The sequence below is a fragment of the Streptomyces zinciresistens K42 genome, assembly GCF_000225525.1.
GTDB classification, from domain to species: Bacteria; Actinomycetota; Actinomycetes; order Streptomycetales; family Streptomycetaceae; genus Streptomyces; species Streptomyces zinciresistens.
Genome location: NZ_AGBF01000138.1, coordinates 1 through 17,860, shown reverse-complemented (window position 1 = coordinate 17,860; position 17,860 = coordinate 1). Strand labels below are relative to the sequence as shown.

Annotated in this window: 14 protein-coding genes and 2 pseudogenes; 7 read left to right on the top strand and 9 right to left on the bottom strand. The window is 73.4% G+C overall.

Translation table 11 applies throughout. The annotated features are described in order from the left end of the window. Together SZN_RS41020 and SZN_RS27005 are read left to right on the top strand one after the other, a co-directional pair. Positions 1–468 (top strand): annotated as a pseudogene (locus SZN_RS41020) (pyridoxal phosphate-dependent aminotransferase); the annotation flags it as partial. Then, a pseudogene (locus tag SZN_RS27005) lies at positions 354–1,237 on the top strand (MBL fold metallo-hydrolase); the annotation flags it as partial. The pseudogenes SZN_RS41020 and SZN_RS27005, both read left to right, overlap by 115 nt. A gap of 21 nt (positions 1,238–1,258) precedes the next feature. Here the strand turns inward: SZN_RS27005 and SZN_RS27000 are convergent. Next, positions 1,259–1,885, bottom strand: coding sequence for a DedA family protein (locus SZN_RS27000; protein WP_007500969.1), 627 nt, complete (start codon positions 1,883–1,885; stop codon positions 1,259–1,261). Beyond that, positions 1,882–2,655, bottom strand: a complete 774-nt coding sequence (locus SZN_RS26995; RefSeq protein ID WP_007500968.1) for an MBL fold metallo-hydrolase — start codon at positions 2,653–2,655, stop codon at positions 1,882–1,884. Before SZN_RS26995 ends, SZN_RS27000 begins: the two co-directional genes overlap by 4 nt. Before the next feature lie 85 nt (positions 2,656–2,740). Between SZN_RS26995 and SZN_RS26990 the strand changes: the two genes are divergently transcribed. The 4 genes from SZN_RS26990 to dnaK all read left to right on the top strand — a co-directional run bounded on the left by SZN_RS26990 (position 2,741) and on the right by dnaK (position 7,891). Continuing rightward, positions 2,741–3,148 (top strand): hypothetical protein, encoded by a 408-nt coding sequence (locus tag SZN_RS26990; protein ID WP_007500967.1) that lies wholly within the window; start codon positions 2,741–2,743, stop codon positions 3,146–3,148. Between the two features lie 118 nt (positions 3,149–3,266). Continuing rightward, positions 3,267–5,330, top strand: coding sequence for a phage holin family protein (locus tag SZN_RS26985; protein ID WP_043733361.1), 2,064 nt, complete (start codon positions 3,267–3,269; stop codon positions 5,328–5,330). 126 nt (positions 5,331–5,456) lie between these two features. Then, positions 5,457–5,885, top strand: coding sequence for an OsmC family protein (locus SZN_RS26980; RefSeq protein WP_007500956.1), 429 nt, complete (start codon positions 5,457–5,459; stop codon positions 5,883–5,885). Between the two features lie 128 nt (positions 5,886–6,013). Then, positions 6,014–7,891 (top strand): molecular chaperone DnaK, encoded by a 1,878-nt coding sequence (dnaK, locus tag SZN_RS26975; protein WP_007500955.1) that lies wholly within the window; start codon positions 6,014–6,016, stop codon positions 7,889–7,891. 8 nt (positions 7,892–7,899) lie between these two features. Here the strand turns inward: dnaK and narI are convergent, their stop codons facing one another. From narI to SZN_RS26945, 6 genes are all read right to left on the bottom strand, one after another. After that, entirely contained in the window at positions 7,900–8,622 is a 723-nt protein-coding gene (gene narI / locus SZN_RS26970; RefSeq protein WP_007500954.1) for a respiratory nitrate reductase subunit gamma, read from the bottom strand. Next, entirely contained in the window at positions 8,619–9,113 is a 495-nt protein-coding gene (narJ, locus tag SZN_RS26965) for a nitrate reductase molybdenum cofactor assembly chaperone (RefSeq protein WP_007500953.1), read from the bottom strand. Before narJ ends, narI begins: the two co-directional genes overlap by 4 nt. Further along, positions 9,113–10,741, bottom strand: a complete 1,629-nt coding sequence (narH, locus tag SZN_RS26960; RefSeq protein WP_007500952.1) for a nitrate reductase subunit beta — start codon at positions 10,739–10,741, stop codon at positions 9,113–9,115. The genes narJ and narH overlap by 1 nt, the downstream gene beginning before the upstream one ends. Beyond that, entirely contained in the window at positions 10,741–14,436 is a 3,696-nt protein-coding gene (locus SZN_RS26955) for a nitrate reductase subunit alpha (protein WP_007500950.1), read from the bottom strand. Before SZN_RS26955 ends, narH begins: the two co-directional genes overlap by 1 nt. Positions 14,437–14,536: 100 nt before the next feature. Beyond that, a complete protein-coding gene (locus SZN_RS26950; protein WP_007500949.1) occupies positions 14,537–15,352 on the bottom strand; it encodes an SAM-dependent methyltransferase in 816 nt (271 codons plus the stop codon). 46 nt (positions 15,353–15,398) lie between these two features. Next, positions 15,399–16,262 (bottom strand): helix-turn-helix domain-containing protein, encoded by an 864-nt coding sequence (locus SZN_RS26945; RefSeq protein ID WP_007500946.1) that lies wholly within the window; start codon positions 16,260–16,262, stop codon positions 15,399–15,401. 272 nt (positions 16,263–16,534) lie between these two features. Here SZN_RS26945 and SZN_RS41575 point away from each other — a divergent pair, with 272 nt between their 5' ends. Further along, positions 16,535–16,960 (top strand): hypothetical protein, encoded by a 426-nt coding sequence (locus tag SZN_RS41575; protein WP_007500944.1) that lies wholly within the window; start codon positions 16,535–16,537, stop codon positions 16,958–16,960. On the opposite strand, the gene SZN_RS26935 is transcribed toward SZN_RS41575, so the two are convergent. Beyond that, positions 16,942–17,772, bottom strand: a complete 831-nt coding sequence (locus SZN_RS26935; protein ID WP_043733353.1) for a helix-turn-helix domain-containing protein — start codon at positions 17,770–17,772, stop codon at positions 16,942–16,944. The two genes, SZN_RS41575 and SZN_RS26935, sit on opposite strands and share 19 nt — an antisense overlap. Positions 17,773–17,860: the final 88 nt, after the last annotated feature.

The following is a 17,860-nucleotide window of genomic DNA, read 5'->3' as shown; positions in this document are numbered from 1 at the left end:
GCCCACGCGGCCGCGTACGCGCTGACGGAACCCGCTCCGGTGGCCGCCCGGATCGCCGCCTGCGTCCGGCTGCACGCGGGCCTGGCCGCCGCCGCGCACGCCGCCGCCGTGGGCGCGGGAGCCCTGGCCCGGCCGCCGCGGGCGGGCCGCCATCTGTACGTCGACCTCACCCCGTTGCGCGCCGGGCTGTCCGCGCGGGGCGTGGGGGACGCCCAGGACCTGGAGGACTTCCTCGCCGCCCGGCTCGGCATGCCCGCACCCGGCGGACACCGCTTCGGCGACGACCTCGCCGCGCCGCGCGTCCGGCTGTCCACGGCGGCGCTGCTGGCGGGCACCGACGAGGAACGGGCGCGATGCCTCGCGTCGCCCGCGCCGTGGGAACTGCCGCAGGCGCGACGCGCCCTGATCCACCTGAAGTCGGTCTTCGACGATCTCCGCGACGACGGCCGGCGAGGGGAGTCCCCGTGATGACGCGGTGGTCCGAGCCGGTCACGGCGACACCACCCCCGCCCCTCCCCGCCCGGCACACCGGCACCACCCCCGCCCCTCCCCGCCCGGCACACCGGCACCCCGGCCGCCCCCGTCGCCCCCGGCCCCCGCCGCCGTCCGCACCCCGCCCGCCGGGCGAACACCGCGTGTGGCCGCGGACGTTCCGCGACCGCCTCACCGCCCCGCTGCCCCGCTGCCCGGCGTCAGAGCCCCCGCCCGCTTCGCCCGCGAGGGCGCGGTACGCCCCGGCGGGGACGCGCTCGCCGACGTCGCGCGCATCCCCGCGCACCGGGCCCGGAGCCCCGCCCCCACGCCCGCACGGTGGCCGTCTCCTGGGCGGGGCACGCCAGTTGGGTCGTGCGGACCGGCGGGCTGACCGTGCTCACCGACCCCGCCCGGTGGCGCCGCACCCTCGGCACCCCGGCCCGCACCAACCCCGTGGGCGTCCCCCTGAGCGCCCTGCCGCGCGTCGACGCGGTCGTCATCAGCCACCACCCCTACGACCGTCTCGACGCCCCGACCCCGCGCCGACTCCCTTGCGGGTCACCGGTGTTCGCCCCGGCCGGCCTCGCCGCGTGGTTCAGGCGCCGCCGGTTCACCCGGGTCACCGAGCTGGACCGGGGAGAGGCGGCCGAACCGGACGGTGTCCGCTCCGACTTCGCGCCCGGCCCACCACTGGTCCGGGCACACCCTCCTCGACACCTGCCGCAGTCCGCGGGGCGGCTGGGTGCTCACCGCCGCCGGGGGCGCCCCCTGCGGACCGCCCGGCTCAGCGCGGGCCCGCCTTGCGCAGACGGCGCCACAGGGCGGGCGCCCCGCTGATGGTGAGGGTCAGCGCGACCGCCGCGACCACGCCCTCCCACGGCTCCGCGAACAGGGAGCCGCCCAGGACCCCGATGAGCTGGTACGTCAGCGCCCAGGCCAGGCAGGCCGGGAGGTTGCCCCGGGCGAACCGCCGTATCGGCCACGCGGCGAGCAGACAGGCGAGCATCACCGGCAGCCGGCCCGCCGGCACCAGCCGGGACAGCACCAGCACGGCCACGTCGTGCTCGGCGAGCTTGCGCTGTGCCTGCTCCAGCCGGTCCTCCGGCGCGCGCGAGCGGATCGCCTCCAGCCAGCGCGAGCCGTTCCTGGAGCCCATGCCGCGCCGCCCGAGCCAGTACAGCGTCGCGTCGCCCAGGAACGCGGCGGACGCCGCCGTCACGAACACCAGCACCATGGCGAGCGGCGCCTCCTGGTGGAAGGCCACCACCGCCGCCGAGCTCACCAGCGCGCCCGTCGGCACGACCGGCACCAGCGCGCCGATCAGGACCAGCAGGAACAGCGTGGGGTAGCCGATCGCGCCCTGAGCCGGGGTGGCCGGCACCGAACTCGTGGCGGCGGCCAGTATCGTCACCGGGCCACCTCCGGGCGTACGCGCTCCCCGTGCGCCAGCCGGTGCACCGATACGCCCGGCGCGCGCTCCTTCGCGAGCCGGGTGAACTCGTCGCCCGGCGCGTGGAACTCGTGGGGGCGCACGGCGTCCATCCCGATCGGCCAGTACGTGCCGTAGTGCACCGGTACCGCGCTGCGCGGCGCCAGCCTGGTCAGCGCCTCGGCCGCCCGCCCCGCGTTCAAATGGCCTTCGCCCAGGTACGGGCCCCAGCCGCCCACCGGCAGCAGCGCCACGTCGACCGGGCCGACCTCCTTCGCCATGTCGTCGAACAGGCCCGTGTCCCCGGCGAAGTACGTGCGCGCCTCGCCCTCGAAGACATAGCCGAGAGCGGGGGAGCGGTGCGGTCCGACCGGCAGCCGCCGCCCGTCGTGCCGGGCAGGCACGGCACGTACGGCCAGGTCACCGACGGTGGTGACATCGCCCGGGGCCATCTCGGTCAGCCGCAGATGGGAGAGCAGGCGCAGCCCCCGCACCGCCCGGGAAGCGCCCCGGGGCAGCAGGACGCGGGTGTCGCGCGGCAGCCGGGCCAGCGAGGGAACGTGCAGGTGGTCGGCGTGCAGATGGGACACGACGGCGACGTCCGCGCACCAGGCGCCGGGCGGGGGCGGCGCCCCCCGGCGGCGGCGCAGATGCGCGAGCCGGCGTGCGGACAGGGGATCGGTCAGCACGCGTATGCCCGAGTCCTCGACCGTGCAGGTGGCGTGACCCCACCAGGTGATCTCCACCGGCACCTCTTTGCCTCCTTCGCGCGACTCCCCGAAGCGTACGGGCTGGAGTAGGGTCGACGGCGAAAACCGGAGGTGAGGGGGGACGCCCATGGGGTCATCCGCGGTGCGCGTCACGGCGATCGCCAGTCTGACGCCGCTCGAAGAGCTGGACGCCGACCCCTTCCTCGTGGACTCCCGCAGCCAGCACGCGATGTGCGCCCGCTGGGCCGCCGACCACGGGTACGTCGTCGCCCGCGAACTCCTCGTCCGGCGGCTGCGCACGGACCACACCGCGCTGTGGGAGGGCGTCCGCCCCGGCCTCGACGTGTTCGTGGCCCCCAGCCGCCGGGTCCTGGAGAGCGCCCTGTCCGACGTCGAGGACTTCACCGCGGAGTGCGCCCGGCGGGGCGTACGGGTGGAGACGGCGGGCCACGCGGAACCCCGCTACGACGCCCAGATGAAGGCCAGCGTGCACCGCAGGCTCTCGATGCCGACCGCCGGCTACGACGGACGCTGACGCCCCGCCCCCGTTCCCTCCGGAACCCGGGAACCTGCGGGGGTGCGCGGCCGTTGTGCGAGGCTGGGAGCGGGAAGGCCCGGCCGTGGACGGCGGGCGGGACGTGAGGTGGCTGGGCGTGCGTGGTGGGCGATGGCGGCGGGCCGCCAGTCAGATCGGGCGGAGCGTGACTGTGTGGGCGGTCTCCACCGTCACCATGCTCGTGCTCGCCGGGATACTGCCGGACTTCCGGCTCCAGTCCGCGGACGGCGACAGCGCCACCGGCATCGCCGTCACCGCGGCCCTGGGCGCGGGCGCCTTCGGTCTGCTCTCCGCGCTCGTGTGGCCGCTCCTCGTCCGGCTCCTGCTGCTCGTACCGGCCCTGGTGCTGGGCCTGCTGGTGTTCTTCCTCAACGGGTCCCTGCTGATCGTCGCCCTGCGCCTGGTGCCCTCCGGCGACAGCGAGGCCGCGCCCGAGACCGCCGTGATCGTGGCGGCGGTGATGTCCGCCGTGGCCTCCGCGACCGGTGCCGCCCTGGCCGTGCGCGACGACGACGCCTACCGCCGCCGGCTGTACCGCCTGGCCGACCGCCGCCGAAGAACCCTGCCGCCGGGCCCCTCCAGCCCCGGCACCGTCTTCGTCCAGCTCGACGGCGTCGGCCACGACGTGCTGCGGGCCGCCGCGGACCGGGGCCTCATGCCCACCGTCGCCCGCTGGCTCGGCGGCACCCGCGCCACCCACCGCCTCACCCCGTGGCGCACCGACTGGTCCAGCCAGACCGGCGCCAGCCAGCTCGGCATCCTGCACGGCAGCAACCACGACGTCCCCGCCTTCCGCTGGTACGAGAAGGCCGCCCGCGAGGTCATGGTCTGCAACCGCCCCACCAGCGCCGCCGAACTCCAGCGCCGCGCCGTCGAGCGCACCGGCGACGGCGGACTGCTCGGCGTCGACGGCGCCAGCCGGGGCAACCTCTTCGGCGGCGGCGCCGAAGAGCAGGCCCTCGTCCTGTCGGTCGCCGCCCGCCGCCGCCGCGAGAACCGCTCCCGCGCCGGCTACTTCGCCTACTTCTCCGACCCGGCCAACGCCGTGCGCACCGCCCTGTCCTTCGCCGCCGAGGTCGGCCGTGAGATCGGCCAGTCCACCCGCTCCCGGGCCCGCAAGGCCCGCCCCCGGGTGGGCCGCGGCGGCCTCTACCCGATGATCCGCGCCTTCGCGACCGTCGTGGAACGCGACGTCGTGGTCGCCGCGGTGACCGGCGACATGCTCGCCGGGCGCACCGCCGTCTACGCCGACCTCGTGGCCTACGACGAGGTGGCCCACCACTCCGGCCCGTCCGGCCGCGACACCGACCAGGTCCTCGCCCGCCTCGACCGGGCGCTGGCCCTCGTCGAGAACGTCGCCGAGCACGCGCCGCGGCCGTACCGGATCGTCGTGCTGTCGGACCACGGCCAGAGCCCCGGCGAGACCTTCCGCGCCCGCTACGGCCTCGGCCTCGGCGACCTCGTGCGGGCCGGCTGCGGACTGCCCGTACCGCGCAGGGCGGGCCGCACCCACAGCGGTGCCGAGGCCCGCTCCGCGGTGCGCGCGGCCCTGCGCCGGCCGGTCGAGGAGGGCGGCGAACAGCACCGGCCCACCCGCCGTTCGGAGCCGATCGTGCTGGCCTCCGGCAACCTCGGCCTGGTCTCCTTCCCGGACGTGCCGCACCGCATGACCAGGGAGGAGATCGACGCCCGTCACCCCGCCCTGCTCACCACCCTCGCCAACCATCCCGGCGTCGGCTTCCTGCTCGTGCGCAGCGAGCGGCACGGCGGGCTCGTGCTCGGCGCCCACGGCGCGCAGATCCCGCTGGACCGGCTCGACGACACGCCCGGCCCGCTGGAGGTCTTCGGGCCGGGCGCCGCCGACGCGGTCAGGCGCACGCACTCCTTCCCCAACACCGCCGACATCATGGTCAACTCCGTGTACGACCCGGCCGACGGAGAGGTGCTGGCCTTCGAGGAGCAGATCGGCTCCCACGGCGGGCTGGGCGGGGCGCAGGGCGAGCCGTTCCTGCTGTCGCCGCTGGCCCTGTCCGCACCGGTCGAGGAGGGGGCCCACCTGGTCGGGGCCGAGCAGGTGCACCGCGTACTGCGGCGCTGGCTGCGGGAGTCGAACGGCCCCCAGGTCCCCCTGGCACCGCCGCAGGACCAGCGGGCGGCCTGAACGCCGGTGCGCCGGCCGCCGTTCACCCCGCCGTGGGGCGGTCCCCTGGGTGCGCCGCGCCGGAGTGTGATCGGATGGGGGACACGGACCCCGGGAAATTCGGGCCCCCACGCGAAAGGAACAACCGTGGCTACCACGCGCTCCGCACACACCGTCTGGGAAGGCAGCCTGCTTGAGGGCAACGGTGTCGTCAACTTCGACTCCTCCGGTGCCATCGCCGCCCAGCCGGTCACGTGGGCCTCGCGCTCCCAGGACGCGAACGGCAAGACCAGCCCCGAGGAGCTGATCGCCGCCGCGCACTCCAGCTGCTTCTCGATGGCGCTGTCCCACGCCCTCAACGGTGCGGGCACCCCGCCCACCAAGCTGGTCACGTCGGCGGACGTCGACTTCCAGCCGGGTGAGGGCATCACCGGCATCCACCTGACCGTCGAGGGCACGGTCCCCGGCATCGACAACGACGCCTTCGTCGCCGCCGCCGAGGACGCCAAGAAGAACTGCCCGGTCAGCCAGGCGCTGGCGGGCACGTCCATCACGCTCTCGGCCAAGCTGGCCTGAGCCCCGGGCCCGAGCAGGCGCTCGGGCCCGGTTTCGCCCCCTTCCGCCGGGTCACCCGTCCCATTGACAAGAACCCGCTCCCGTTTTGTGCTGGAGTTCACGGGGCGCCCTGGCGGAAGGGGAGAGCGATGGCACGCGCGGTCGGGATCGATCTCGGGACCACGAACTCGGTGGTCGCCGTTCTGGAGGGCGGCGAAGCCACCGTGGTCGCCAACGCGGAGGGGGCCAGGACCACGCCGTCGGTCGTGGCCTTCGCCAAGAACCGCGACGTGCTCGTGGGCGAGGTGGCCAAACGGCAGGCGGTGACCAACGTCGAACGCACCGCCCGCTCCGTCAAGCGGCACATGGGCGACGGCGGCTGGCGCTTCCCCGAAGGGGGCGACATCGACGGCACCCGCTACCGGGCGCAGGAACTGTCCGCCCGGGTCCTGCACAAGCTCAAGCGGGACGCGGAGTCCTATCTGGGCGAGGACGTCACGGACGCGGTGATCACCGTGCCCGCGTACTTCGACGACAGCCAGCGCCAGGCCACCAAGGAGGCCGGGGAGATCGCGGGCCTGAAGGTCCTCAGGATCATCAACGAGCCCACGGCCGCCGCCCTCGCCTACGGCCTCGACCGCGGCGAGGAGCAGACCGTGCTGGTCTTCGACCTCGGCGGCGGCACCTTCGACGTCTCCCTGCTGGAGATCGGCGACGGCGTCATCGAGGTCAAGGCCACCAACGGCGACACCCGTCTCGGCGGCGACGACTGGGACCAGCGGATCGTCGAACACCTGGTGAAGACGTTCAAGGGGCAGTACGGCATCGACCTCGGTACCGACAAGATGGCCCTCCAGCGGCTGCGCGAGGGCGCCGAGAAGGCCAAGATCGAGCTCTCCGGCTCCTCCGAGACGACGATCAACCTGCCCTACGTCACCGCCTCCGCCGAGGGGCCGCTCCACCTCGACGAGAAGCTGACCCGCGCCCGGTTCCAGGAGCTCACCGCCGACCTCCTCGACCGCTGCAGGACCCCGTTCCACCAGGCGGTCGAGGACGCCGGGATCAAGCTCTCCGCCGTCGACCACGTCATCCTCGTCGGCGGCTCCACCCGGATGCCGGCCGTCACCGACCTGGTCAGGGAACTCACCGGCAAGGACCCGCACAAGGGCGTCAACCCCGACGAGGTCGTCGCGGTCGGCGCGGCCCTCCAGGCGGGCGTCATCCGCGGCGACGTCAAGGACGTCCTGCTGCTCGACGTCACCCCGCTGTCCCTCGGCATCGAGACCAAGGGCGGCATCATGACCACGCTGATCGAGCGCAACACGACGATCCCGACGCGGCGTTCGGAGATCTTCACGACCGCCGCCGACAACCAGCCCTCCGTCGGCATCCAGGTCTACCAGGGCGAACGCGAGATCGCGGCCTACAACAAGAAGCTCGGCGTCTTCGACCTCACCGGCCTGCCGCCGGCCCCGCGCGGCGTCCCGCAGATCGAGGTCGCCTTCGACATCGACGCCGACGGCATCATGCACGTCTTCGCCAAGGACCTGGCCACCGGGCGCGAGCAGAAGATGACGGTCACGGGCGGCTCGGCCCTGCCCAAGGACGACATCGACCGCATGATGCGCGAGGCCGAGCAGTACGCGCAGGAGGACCACAAGCGCCGCGAGGCCGCCGAGACCCGCAACCAGGGCGAGCAACTCGCCTACCAGACCGAGAACTTCCTGCGCGAGAACCGCGAGAAGGTACCGGAGGGGACCAGGACGGAGGTCGAGGAGGCCGTCGCCGACGTCAGGCGGGGACTGGAGGACGACGCGGAGACCGGCGCCCTGCGCGCCGCGATCGAGAGACTCGCCGCCGTCGGCCGGCAGATGGGGCAGGCCATGTACGCGCGGTCCCGGCAGACCGCCCAGGACACCCCGGCCGACGCCGGGCAGGGCGCACCGCCGGACGACGACGGCGTGGTGGAAGCGGAGATCGTGGACGACGAGGACGGGAAGGACGGCGCCGGCCGGGACAGCCGCTAAGGCGCGGCCTAGGACCCGGTCCTCTCCCAGCCCCGCCGCTCCGGCCGCGGGCCCAACTGCCGCGGGTCGCGGCTGCGGTAGACGACGTACGGCCGGACGAGGTACTGCACCGGTGCGCTGAACATGTGCACCAGCCGGGTGTAGGGCACCAGCGCGATCAGCACCATGCCGATCACCGCGTGGATCCCGTACAGCACCGGCACGCCCCGCATCCGGTCCAGGTCCGGCTGGAGGGTGAACAGGCTGCGGGCCCACGGGGCGATCGACGCACGGTAGTTGTAGCCGTCGCCGGAGGAGTGCGTGAGCTTGGCGGCCATGCCCAGCACGATCGCGCCCAGCAGCACCACGTACATGATCTTGTCGTTGACGGTCGTCGCCCGGAACACCGGGGCGTTGGTGCGTCTGCGGTAGATCAGCAGCCCGATCCCGGCCACCGTCAGCAGGCCCGCCGCCGTGCCGCCGTACAGGGAGAGCAGATGGTAGGCGCGCTCACCGATCCCGAGGGACGCCGTCCAGGACTCGGGGACGAACAGGCCCACCAGATGCCCCGCCAGCACGAACAGGATGCCGTAGTGGAAGGCCGGGGAGGCGATGTTCAGCAGCCGGGACTCGTACACCTGCGAGGAGCGGGTGGTCCAGCCGAACCGGTCGTAGCGGTGGCGCCAGACCAGTCCGGCGACGAGCAGGGCGAGGGCGACGTAGGGCAGCACGCCCCACAGCAGAGTGGTCATGGGCGGTTCCCCGTACGGGCGGTCGGCAGGGTGGCGCACACGGCGTCCAGGACGGACGCGTACGGTGTGCCGAAGTCGGTGAGCCGCGAGCGGAGTTGCTCCAGGCAGTCCCGGTGCTCCAGCAGCGGTTCCAGGTTGCCGGTCCGGGAGGAGAACTCCAGGACCGCGGGCAGGAAGTCGGGCAGCTCCTCGCCGGTGAACTCCAGGCCGTGGGCCCGGTAGAGCTCCTTGAGCCGGACCAGCGACATCCCGCGGCGCCGGGTGTCCCCGTCGCGCCACCACGTCAGATAGAGGCTGTGCCGGTTCTTGAAGTCGAAGACCTGGACGTAGTGCGCGGCCAGTTCCTCGGGCGGGGTGACGGCCGCGTGGTCGGTGAACTCCCGCAGCTGCGGCGCCGCTTCGCGCAGCAGCGGCAGCCGGGCACGGAAGTCGTCGTCCGGGTAGGTCAGACAGAGCGCGGCAGCCTGGTAGAGCACCTCGAAGGAGGGCATCAGGTCTCCTCGGCCTCGGGGGTGTGGGTCACGGCGGCGGCGTCGGACTCGTCCGCCCGCTGCCGTCTGCGCAGCACATGGAAGTTCTCCACCGACACCAGCGGGAGCAGCTTGCGGCCCGAGTCCTGTCCGAAGGGGCCGTCGCCGCCCATGCCGGGCCCGCCGTCGTGGTCGAGACTGCACCCCTCGGGCAGGGCCGACTCCTCCAGCCGCCGGGCGTCGGTGACGGCGGCCGTCGGGATCACGTACCGGTCCTCGTACTTCGCGATCGCCAGCAGGCGGTACATCTCCTCGATCTCGTACGCGCCCATGCCCACGGCCGCCGGGACCGACGGGTCGGGCTCCTCGCCGAGGTTGACGGCCCGCATGTGGGCGCGCATCGCGGCGAGTTTCTCCAGCGAGGCGCGGACCGGCCCCACGTCACCGGCCGTGAACATCTCCGCCAGGTACTCCAGCGGGATGCGCAGCGTGTCGATCGCGCCGAACAGGTTCTCGTGGTCCTCCGCGTCGTGGCCGCCCTCCGAGAGCGCGTCCACCACCGGGGAGAGCGGCGGGATGTACCAGACCATCGGCATCGTCCGGTACTCCGGGTGCAGCGGCAGCGCCACCCGGTACCGGCTGATCAGCGCGTGCACGGGGGAGCGGCGGGCCGCCTCCAGCCAGTCGTGCGGGATGCCCGCCTCCTCGCAGGCCCGCCGCACCGCGCTGTCCTCGGGATCGAGGAAGACCCCCAACTGCGCCTCGTACAGGTCCTTCTCGTCGCGGACGGAGGCGGCCGCCGCCACCTTGTCGGCGTCGTACAGCAGCACCCCGAGATAGCGCAGCCGGCCCACACACGTCTCCGAGCAGACCGTGGGCAGCCCCACCTCGACCCGCGGGTAGCACATCGTGCACTTCTCGGCCTTGCCTGTGCGGTGGTTGAAGTACACCTTCTTGTACGGGCATCCCGTCACGCACATCCGCCAGCCCCGGCAGCGGTCCTGGTCGACCAGGACGATGCCGTCCTCGGACCGCTTGTACATCGCTCCCGACGGGCAGGAGGCCACGCACGACGGGTTCAGGCAGTGCTCGCAGATCCGCGGCAGATAGAACATGAAGGTCTGCTCGAACTCGAAGCGCACCTTCTCCGAAGCCTGTTCGCGCGCCCGCTCCACCATCGGGTCGAGAGCGCCGTGGGCGGGCGCGCCCGCGAGGTTGTCGTCCCAGTTCGCGGACCACTCGATCTTCATCGGCTTGCCGTCGAGCTGCGAGACCGGCCGGGCCACGGGGAAGTCGTCGCCGAGCGGGGCGTCGGTGAGGTTGCGGTAGTCGTAGGTCCAGGGCTCGTAGTAGTCCTTGATCTCGGGGAGTTCGGGGTTGGAGAAGATCCCGGCGAGCTTGCGGAACCGTCCGCCGGCCTTGAGCTTCAGCGCGCCGCGCCGGTTCAGCTCCCAGCCGCCGCGCCAGCGCTCCTGGTCCTCGTAGCGGCGCGGATAGCCCTGGCCCGGACGGGTCTCGACGTTGTTGAACCAGACGTACTCCATGCCGCGCCGGTTGGTCCACGCCTGCTTGCAGGTGACCGAACAGGTGTGGCAGCCGATGCACTTGTCGAGGTTCATCACCATGGCGATCTGGGCCATCGGACGCATCAGTACTCGACCTCCTGGCTGCGGCGGCGGATGACCGTCACCTCGTCGCGCTGGTTGCCCGTCGGGCCCAGGTAGTTGAACGCCCACGACAACTGGGCGTAGCCGCCGATGAGATGGGACGGTTTGAGGATCAGCCGGGTCAGCGAGTTGTGGATGCCGCCGCGCATGCCGGTGGCCTCCGCCTTCGGGACGGCGATCGTGCGTTCCTGCGCGTGGTGCATGTAGACCGTGCCGGCCGGCATCCGGTGCGAGACGACCGCCCGCGCGACGACGACGCCGTTGCGGTTCACCGCCTCCACCCACTCGTCGTCCGCGACCCCGATCGCGTCCGCGTCCTGCGGGGACATCCAGATGTTCTGGCCGCCCCGCGAGAGCGCCAGCATGAACAGGTTGTCCTGGTACTCGGAGTGGATGGACCACTTGCTGTGCGGGGTGAGGTAACGCACCGTCACCTCCCGCTGTCCGTCCGGGCCGAGGCGCGGCTCGCCGAACAGCCGGTGCATGTCCAGCGGCGGCCGGTACACCGGCAGTGCCTCGCCGAGCTCGTGGATCCAGTCGTGGTCCAGGAAGAAGTGCTGGCGGCCGGTGAGGGTGTGCCAGGGCTTGAGCTGCTCGGTGTTGAGGGTGAAGGCGGTGTAGCGCCGCCCGCCCGCCTCGCTGCCCGACCACTCCGGCGAGGTGATCACCGGCACGGGCGCGGCCTGGGTGTCCGCGTACGTGACCCGCTTGCCCTCGTGCTCGGCGGCCAGGTGCGCCATCTCCTGCCCGGTGCGCTCCTCCAGGGTGCGGAAACCCTGGGTGGCGAGGCGGCCGTTCGTCGTGCCGGACAGGGCGAGGACGGTGTTCGCCGCCTTCACCGCCGTGTCCAGCAGCGGCCGCCCCTGCGCCGTCGTCCCGTTGAGCCGGCCGAGGTCCGCGACCTGGGCGTCGGGCCACAGCGTGATGCCCTTCACGGGCAGGCCCAGACTCTCCGCCAGCGGGCCGAGCGAGGCGAACCGGGCGCCGATCGCGGTGTAGTCGCGCTCCACCACGGTCAGGTTCGGCATGGTCCGGCCCGGCACCGCGGCGCACTCCCCGCGCCGCCAGTCCAGGACGACCCCGCCGGGCTGCGCGAGCTCCCCCGGGGTGTCGTGCTGGAGGGGGGAGGCCACCAGGTCCTTGCGCACCCCGAGATGGCGCACGGCCAGCTCGCTCAGCCGCTCGGCCAGCGCCTTGAACGCGTCGAAGTCGGTGCGCGCCTGCCACGGCGGATCCACGGCCGGGGTGAAGGAGTGCACATAGGGGTGCAGGTCCGTGCTGGACAGGTCGTGCTTCTCGTACCAGGTCGCGGCCGGCAGCACCACGTCCGACAGGAGCGTGGACGACGTCTGCCGGAAGTCCAGCGACAGCAGCAGGTCGAGCTTGCCCTCGGGCGCCTCCTCGTGCCAGACCACCTCGCGCGGCCGTACGCCCTCGGGGGCCTCCTCGGCCCGCAACGAGGAGTGCGTGCCCAGCAGATGGCGGGTGAAGTACTCCGCGCCCTTCGCCGACGAGCCCAGCAGGTTGGCCCGCCACAGCGTCAGCACCCGCGGCCAGTTCTCCGGCGCGTCCGGGTCCTCGCAGGCGAACTTCAGTGTGCCCGCCCGCAGTTCGGCCACCGTCCGGGCCACCGGATCGCCGAACGCCTCACCCAGCTCCAGCGGGTTGCGGTCGAACGTCGGGTACGACGGCATCCACCCCGTGCGCGCCGACAGCGCGAGGCAGTCCGCGCCCGTCATGCCCTTCAGCCGTCCCGCGCCGAGCGGGGAGGCGAGCACGTCGGCGGTGAACCGGTCGTAGCGCCACTGGTCGGTGTGGAGGAACCAGTACGCCGTGCCGATCATCTGCCGCGGCGGGCGCGACCAGTCCGAGGCCGAGGCGAGCGTCGCCCAGCCGGTCACCGGACGGCACTTCTCCTGCCCCACGTAGTGCGCCCAGCCGCCGCCGTTGCGGCCCTGGCAGCCGGTCAGCTGGAGCAGGGCGAGGAAGGCGCGGTAGATCGTCTCGGAGTGGAACCAGTGGTTGGTGCCCGCGCCCATGAGGATCATGCAGCGGCCCTGGGAGCGCTCGGCCGTGCGCGCGAACTCCCGGGCGATCTTCACACAGCGGGCCGCGGGCACCGAGGTGTGCGTCTCCTGCCAGGCGGGCGTGCCGGGCGCGTCGGCGTCCTCGTAGGAGGCCGGCCAGTGGCCCGGCAGGTCCGGCCGCGCCACCCCGTACTGCGCGAGCAGCAGGTCGTAGACCGTGGTCACCAGGGGCCCGCCGGCACCCCCGAGCCGGGTCGCCGGGACGCCCCGGCGCACCACGTCCCCGCGGCCCTGCCCGTGCGGACCGCCCTCGGTGTCGAAGCGGGGCAGCAGCACCTCGACGCCCGCGGACACCTCGGTGCCGGCCAGCGTCAACCGGGGCCTGATGTCGCCGAGTTCGAGGTTCCAGCGGCCCTTGCCCGATTCGGTCCAGCGAAAGCCGATGGAGCCGTTGGGGGCGACGGCGCGGCCGGTGACCTCGTCCAGCACGAGCGTCTTCCACTCGGCGTGCTCGCCCCGCTGCCCGAGGTCGGCGGCGCGCAGGAACTTCGCCGGGACGTACGCCCCGTCGTCGCGCTCCTCCAGGGTGACCAGGAACGGCAGATCGGTGAACCGGCGCACGTAGTCCGCGAAGAAGGGCGTCTCGCGGTCGACGAAGAACTCCTTGAGGATCACATGCCCCATGGCCAGGGCCAGCGCCCCGTCCGTGCCGGGATGCGGATGCAGCCACTCGTCGGCGAACTTGGCGTTGTCGGCGTAGTCCGGGGCGACGACCACGACCTTCTGGCCCCGGTAGCGGGCCTCCGCCATCCAGTGCGCGTCCGGGGTGCGGGTCACCGGCACGTTGGAGCCCCACATCACCAGATACGCCGCGTCCCACCAGTCGCCCGACTCCGGTACGTCGGTCTGGTCGCCGAAGACCTGCGGGGAGGCGACCGGCAGATCGGCGTACCAGTCGTAGAACGACAGCATCGGGGCGCCGATCAGCGAGTGGAAGCGGGCGCCCGCCGCGTGCGACACCATCGACATCGCGGGAATGGGGGAGAACCCGGCGATGCGGTCCGGGCCGTACGTCTTGATGGTGTGCACGTGGGCCGCCGCCGCGATCTCGACCGCCTCGTCCCAACTCGCCCGCACCAGGCCGCCCTTGCCGCGCGCCTGCTGGTAACGGCGGCGGCGCACGGGGTCGTTCTGGATGTCCGCCCAGGCCAGCACCGGATCGCCGAGGCGCTCCTTCGCCTCCCGGTACAGCCCGAGCAGCACCCCGCGCACATACGGGTGGCGGACCCGGGTGGGGGAGTAGGTGTACCAGGAGAAGGCGGCGCCGCGCGGGCAGCCGCGGGGCTCGTACTCGGGGCGGTCCGGGCCGACGCTCGGATAGTCGGTCTGCTGGGTCTCCCAGGTGATGATGCCGTCCTTGACGTACACCTTCCAGCGGCACGAGCCGGTGCAGTTCACCCCGTGCGTGGAGTTCACGACCTTGTCGTGGCTCCACCGGTCCCGGTAGAAGGCGTCCGCCTCGCGGCCCCCGGCCAGCCCGATGCTGTGCAGGTCGGGCGCGGCCGTGCCGGGCCGGAAGAACCGTCCGGCCTTCAGCAGCGCCGCCCCCGGCTCGGCCGGCGCGCTGGGCGGTGTCCGGGTGTCGGTCACAGGCGCTCCCTTGGTTGCCCTGGTCACGAACCTAGGGCGGGGCGCGGGAGCGCACCCCTCCACGGCGCCCGTACGGGTCACCCGCGGGGCGCCGCACGGGTCAGGGCTTGCGGGCGACCCCCGCGTACACCGGCACGATGCCCTCCGCCTGGGCCGCCACGTCCACCGGCTCGGGACGCCACCCGGAGACCGGGATGACACCCGGGCCGAGCAGCTCCAGACCGTCGAAGAAGCGGGAGAACTCCGGCAGGGACCGCGGGAAGAAGGGGGTGCCGCCGCGCCGGAAGTGGCCCGCAGCCTTCCCGACGGCCTCCGGACTCAGGTCGGGGGTGACCTGCGAGAGGATCAGATGGCTGCCCGGCGCGAGCGCGTCGACGTACCGCGCGAGCAGGCCGTACACGTCGTCGCCGTCCGGGTCGTCGCCCAGGTAGTGGGTGAGGGCGACCAGCGACAGCGCGACGGGCGCCCCCAGGTCGAGCGACTCCGACGCCCGGCCCAGCAGCGCGTCCACGTCGCGGACGTCCGCGTGCACGTAGTCGGTGCCGCCCTCGGCCGCCCCCCGCAGCAGGGCCTCGGCGTGCCGCAGCACGATCGGGTCGTTGTCCGCGTACACCACCCGGGAGGCGGGATCGACCCCCTGGGCCACCTGGTGCAGATTGGGCTCGGTGGGGATGCCGGTGCCGATGTCCAGGAACTGGCGCACCCCGGCCTCGGCGACCGTGCGCACGGCCCGCTGCATGAACCGGCGGTTGGCGCGCGCACCGCGCAGCACCGTGCCGTCCACGGCGAGGATGCGGCGGGCCAGTTCCTCGTCCACCGGGTAGTTGTCCTTGCCGCCCAGCCACCAGTCGTAGACCCGGGCCGGATGCGGCCGGGTGGTGTCGATGCGCGCGGACGCGGGCTCGGAACCGGTCATGCCGTGGTCTCTCCTCGGGTTTCGTCGGTCGGCGGGGCTTGCGGCCTCACAACTCCTCGCGCAGCTCCCGCAGGATCTTCTTGGTGCGCTCGGCCGACGCGGCGACCGCGGACATGTGGTCCAGGACCTCCAGATGCGCGGCGACCTCCGTACGGGAGTCCAGGTACAGGGCGCCGGACAGGTACTCCGTGAAGACCATGTCGGGCAGTTCGGGCTCGGCGAAGCGGAACAGCGTGAACGGCGCGTACGTCCCCGGGTGCGGGCCGGACGCGAACTCGGCGACCTGGAGCGTGATCCGGTCGCGCTCGGCGAACTCCAGCAGCCGGTCCACCTGGTCGCGCATCACCTCGCCCCGGCCGCCCACGGGCCGCCGCAGCACCGTCTCGTCCATGATCACCCACAGATGGGGCGGTTCGGCGCGCTCCAGCAGCCGCTGCCGCTCCATGCGCAGCGACACATGACGCTCGATGACCTCAGGACCCGTCTTCCCTATCGTCCCGGCCCTCAGCACGGCACGGGCGTAGTCCTCGGTCTGGAGCAGGCCCGGCACGAAGTGCGGCTCGTAGGAGCGCACGATGCGCGCCGCGCCCTCCAGGCTCACGTACAGGCTGAACCACTCGGGCAGCACGTCGTGGAACCGCTGCCACCAGCCCGGCCGGTTGGCCTCCTCGGCCAGCGACACGAACGCGTCCGCCTCGGCCTGCGGTACGCCGTACGCCTCCAGGAGCACCTGCACGTACGGGATCTTCAGCGCGACCTCGGCCGTCTCCATGCGCCGTATCGTCGCCGCCGCCACCCGCAGGGCCCGCGCGGCCTCGTCGCGTCCCAGCCCGGCCTCTTCCCGCAGCTCCTGAAGACGCCTGCCCAGCACCACCTGGCCCACCGTCGGCGCGGGCCGCCGCTCACTCACGCCACGCCTCCCCTACGCGCCGGTAGTACCGGAGGCAGTGTGCCATGTTCCGGCGTCCCGTGGGCCGTTCGGAGCCGCGCGCTCCGCGGCCGCCCGCTCCGGCCGCGGTCGCGCGGCCCGCCGCCCCTCCGGCGCTCGGGGCCCTTACCCCGCGGGTAATCGACCCGGCCGCCCCTCCGCGAGACCGTGGAGGCACCGGATTCCGGGCCGGCGCACTCCGGTCCGGAATCCGGGCCCACCCGCCACCCGACCCCGACGAAGGGGGATGCGCCATGTCCGCCACCTCGCTCGCCGTCCTCGCCCGGACCTCCGACCCGCACACCGCGCTGCGCCGCTTCCTGGCCCTGGACGCCCTGGTGACCGGGGCGAACGGGCTCGCCTACCTCATCGCCTCCGCCCCGCTCGGCCGCCTCCTCGGCGTCCGCGCCGGACTGCTGACCGCCCTCGGCGCCTTCCTCGCGCTGTACGCCGCCGCGGTCGGCCTGCTCGCCTCCCGGGCCCGCCCCGCGGCACCGGCGGTCCGTGCCGTGATCGAGGCCAACCTCGCCTGGGCCGTGCTGAGTCTGGTCGCGCTCGCGCTGTGGCTGTCCCCGACCACGGCGGGGGCCGTGTGGACCGTGCTCCAGGCCGTCACCGTCGCCGCCTTCGCCGCGCTCCAGCACATTGGCCTGAAACACACTCAGGACAGCCGCGTCTGAAGGTACTTGACCGTCGCCGGGTCGGCCGGGAGCAGTGTCTCCACGGCGAGGTCGGCGACGGTCACGTCCATGGGGGTGTTGAAGGTGGCGATGGTGGAGACGAACGACAGCACCCGGCCCCCGTGCTCGATCCGCATCGGCAGCGCGAAGTACGGGACCGGCTCGGCCGGTTCGTCGCGCGCCACCCCCTCGGGCACCGGGTAGGCGGCCACCTCCTCGTACAGGGCGCGCAGTTCGGCCGAGCGGCGCAGCGCGATCTGCCGCTCCATCTGGGCGAGCAGGTGGCCCCGCCACTCGGGCAGGTTGCGGATGCGCGGCGCGAGGCCCTGCGGATGCAGGGTCAGCCGCATCGTGTTCAGCGGCGGCCGCAGGAGATGACCGGGAACGCCGTCGAGGAGCATCAGCGCGCCCCGGTTCGCCGCGTGCACGTCGTACAGCGCGTCCACCACGAGCGCCGGCCAGGGCTCGTAGCCCTTGATCAGCCGCTCCAGACCCGCGCGCAGCGTCTCCAGCGACGGGTCGTCCAGGGGCGTCTGCGGGTAGCGCGGGGCGTAACCGGCGGCCAGCAGCAGCGCGTTGCGTTCGCGCACCGGCACCTCCAGCCGTTCGGCCAGCCGCAGCACCATCTCCTCGCTCGGGCGGGAGCGGCCCGTCTCGATGAAGCTGATGTGCCGCGCCGACGAATCGGCGCGCAGGGCCAACTCCATTTGGCTGTAACGGCGTTGCTCACGCCACGCCCGCAGCAGCGGACCCGCGCCCCGGCCGTCGAAGGAGCCGCGGCGCGGAGCGGGGCCGGAGGAGAGCGTGGTCATGAGAACGACGGTAACGGAGGGCCGCGGGAGGACCGGCCCGGGGCCACGGCGGCCCGTGCCGGGGTGGGGGCGGGGCGGCGCCCCCGGC